This is a genomic window from Paenibacillus sp. MZ04-78.2 (assembly GCF_024213375.1).
Classification (GTDB): Bacteria; Bacillota; Bacilli; order Paenibacillales; family NBRC-103111; genus Paenibacillus_G.
Genome location: NZ_JANAVJ010000102.1, coordinates 1 through 2,536, shown reverse-complemented (window position 1 = coordinate 2,536; position 2,536 = coordinate 1). Strand labels below are relative to the sequence as shown.

Annotated in this window: 4 protein-coding genes; 3 read left to right on the top strand and 1 reads right to left on the bottom strand. The window is 45.0% G+C overall.

The window, feature by feature from the left end; genetic code table 11:
• Positions 1-90 precede the first annotated feature (90 nt).
• Entirely contained in the window at positions 91-537 is a 447-nt protein-coding gene (locus NLX71_RS26165; protein ID WP_254366741.1) for a hypothetical protein, read from the top strand.
• Positions 538-592: 55 nt separating this feature from the next.
• Positions 593-1,429: a carbohydrate binding domain-containing protein gene (locus NLX71_RS26930; protein ID WP_254366740.1), complete on the top strand. Its 837-nt coding sequence runs from the start codon at positions 593-595 to the stop codon at positions 1,427-1,429.
• A gap of 404 nt (positions 1,430-1,833) precedes the next feature.
• Here NLX71_RS26930 and NLX71_RS26155 read toward each other — a convergent pair whose 3' ends face one another.
• Positions 1,834-2,082, bottom strand: a complete 249-nt coding sequence (locus tag NLX71_RS26155; protein ID WP_254366739.1) for a hypothetical protein — start codon at positions 2,080-2,082, stop codon at positions 1,834-1,836.
• Between the two features lie 127 nt (positions 2,083-2,209).
• Between NLX71_RS26155 and NLX71_RS26150 the strand changes: the two genes are divergently transcribed.
• The coding region (locus tag NLX71_RS26150) for an RHS repeat domain-containing protein (RefSeq protein WP_254366738.1) at positions 2,210-2,536 on the top strand (327 nt) is incomplete at its 3' end.

The following is a 2,536-nucleotide window of genomic DNA, read 5'->3' as shown; positions in this document are numbered from 1 at the left end:
GGCAGTTTACCACCGACGAAGCAAGAATCAAACTAAAACGTCTTTACCCACAATTTAAGGATTGATGGTGTACTAGTCTCACCAGGAGACATGAATGGACAAGGGACTTATTGGATTGATGCAGTAGCCATAACAGAAACACAGAAAACAGCAAGTCATTTAGCGAATCCGAGTTTTGAAGAAGGATTGGCTGACTGGTCCATAAATAACGGAACTAATGGTGCAGCTGTAGTAGATACAACAACAGTATTTAATGGGAAGCATTCCTTAAAAGTAACTCGTGCCAGTTCCGGAGACCAGTTTCAATTTGAAGGATTCGATTATAATACATATATTGGAGGGCGAACATTTACAATATCTGCTTTTATTAAAACCTTAGGAATAACGGGACAAGGTGTGCATTTAAGGACTTACTGGCAAGATGCGAACGGGTCCTGGATATGGGAAAACATAGTGCATTCCTCTTTGATAGATGGGACAAAGGATTGGACCAAACTTACCGTTACTTCAACTGCACCTGCTGCTGCCCAAAAATAGAGGAAGTTATTTAACCAACCCGAGCTTTGAAACAGGGGGATGGACAAGATATGGAGTGGCGGGCAACTTTAAGGTGGTTACGGCGCCAGTAGTATCAGGAAGTCGCGCGCAACAAGTATCAGTGGAAGGCTTGGGAGGGATTTATCAAGAAGTAGCCATAATAGGAAACAGTACCTATGAAATTAAAGGACGGGTAAACATTACGGCGCTATCCAGCGGTAAGGTACAGATGGTTGTTCAATATCATGATGCTTCGGGCAACCTGCTAAGCGATGTGCGACCAGCGGAGACAAGTTTGACGAATGCATGGACAACAATCGGGGGCATTACCACTGCACCGGGTAATGCGGTCATGGCTAGAATCCATTTGCATTTGGAATCACCCGCACCCGGAGCGTTCATTATGGACGCCGTTAGTTTTAAGAAAAGCTTAGATGGAAATCTTCTGTATAACGAAAATTTTGAAGTCTATACAGGAACAAACGGAATAGGGGATGGATGGACAAGATATGGGGCTTCGGGAGACTTTAAGGTGGTTACGACGCCAGTAGTATCAGGAAGTTGCGCGCAACAAGTATCAGTGGAAGGATTGGGAGGGATTTACCAAGAAGTAGCGATAACAGGAAACAGTACCTATGAAATTAAAGGACGGGTAAACATTACGGCGCTATCCAGTGGTAAGGTACAGATGGTTGTTCAATATCATGATGCTTCGGGCAAGCTGCTAAGCATTGTGCGACCAGCGGAGACAAGTTTGACGAATGCATGGACAACAATCGGGGGCATTACCACTGCACCGGGTAATGCGGTCATGGCTAGAATCCATTTGCATTTGGAATCACCCGCACCCGGAGCGTTCATTATGGACGCCGTTAGTTTTAAGAAGAGCTAACTTGAGGGATGGTATCCGGATTGCAAGAATAACAAAGTAATAGATAGTAATCGCATAAAATACAGTCTTTCTGAGGATACAGGGGGTACACGTATTTTTGTGTGCTTGATCGGATTGTCAGCATCTCACAGCCGCACGTAAGACCGATCGTGCGCGACAAAGCCCAGGCGAACTTCAAGTTTGGGGCGAAACTGGTGATCAATTGTAAACAGATAAGTGTTCCGGGAGCATCTACCCTGAGACAGTTACAACGAAGTCCAGATGCTGCAACGGAACGCTACCGCGCTCGATTCGGCTATTATCCGGAAGTGGTGCTGGCCGACCAGAGATACTGCACACGCGACAACTTGCGCTATTGCAAATGAGAAGGGAATCGGCTGAGCGGACCGCAATTAGGATGCCCATCAACCGATCAGCAGGAATAGAAGAAAATCACTAAGGCGGATGCAGCCACACGCAATGCGGCAGAAGGCGAGATCGACGAAGGCAATCGCTGTTACGAGCTTGGCCGTATTCGAGCGTACCTTCAGACGACAAGTGAGACTGTGTTCGGGCTTCAACTGCTGAAAATGAACCTCGAGAAGAGCTTCGGGGTTCTTTTTTTGCAATAGCTGTGGTCGATCCTCGTATTCCGCTACTACCTGTATCGCCATAAATTTTGCCCCGTTCAGCACGCCCTTTTATTTTTAAACTCCCTTGGTATACAGCATCAAATAATGAAGGTATAATTTAACAGCGGGAAAAAGCTCCTATACAGAAATAGAACTTATTGGAGGTACTATGTTAAAGAAAACCATATCCATCTTTCTAAGTGCTATGTTTTTGATTACACTCATTGCTCCAATTACGGTAGCAAACGTGACAACCAAATATCTTTATGACAAAAACGGTAGACTAATGGAAGCGAATGATTTTAACGGTACTGTTGAATATCAGTATGATGCTAAAGGAAACTTGTTAAGCAGAAGCAAAACAAATAACTTATTGGTTAATTCCAGTTTTGAGGTTATAACGGGAACTAACGGAACGGCAGACGGATGGGACAAATGGAAGAATACGGGAACGGACGGCTTGCAGATCGTATCATCGCCGGTAGCTTCGGGAACG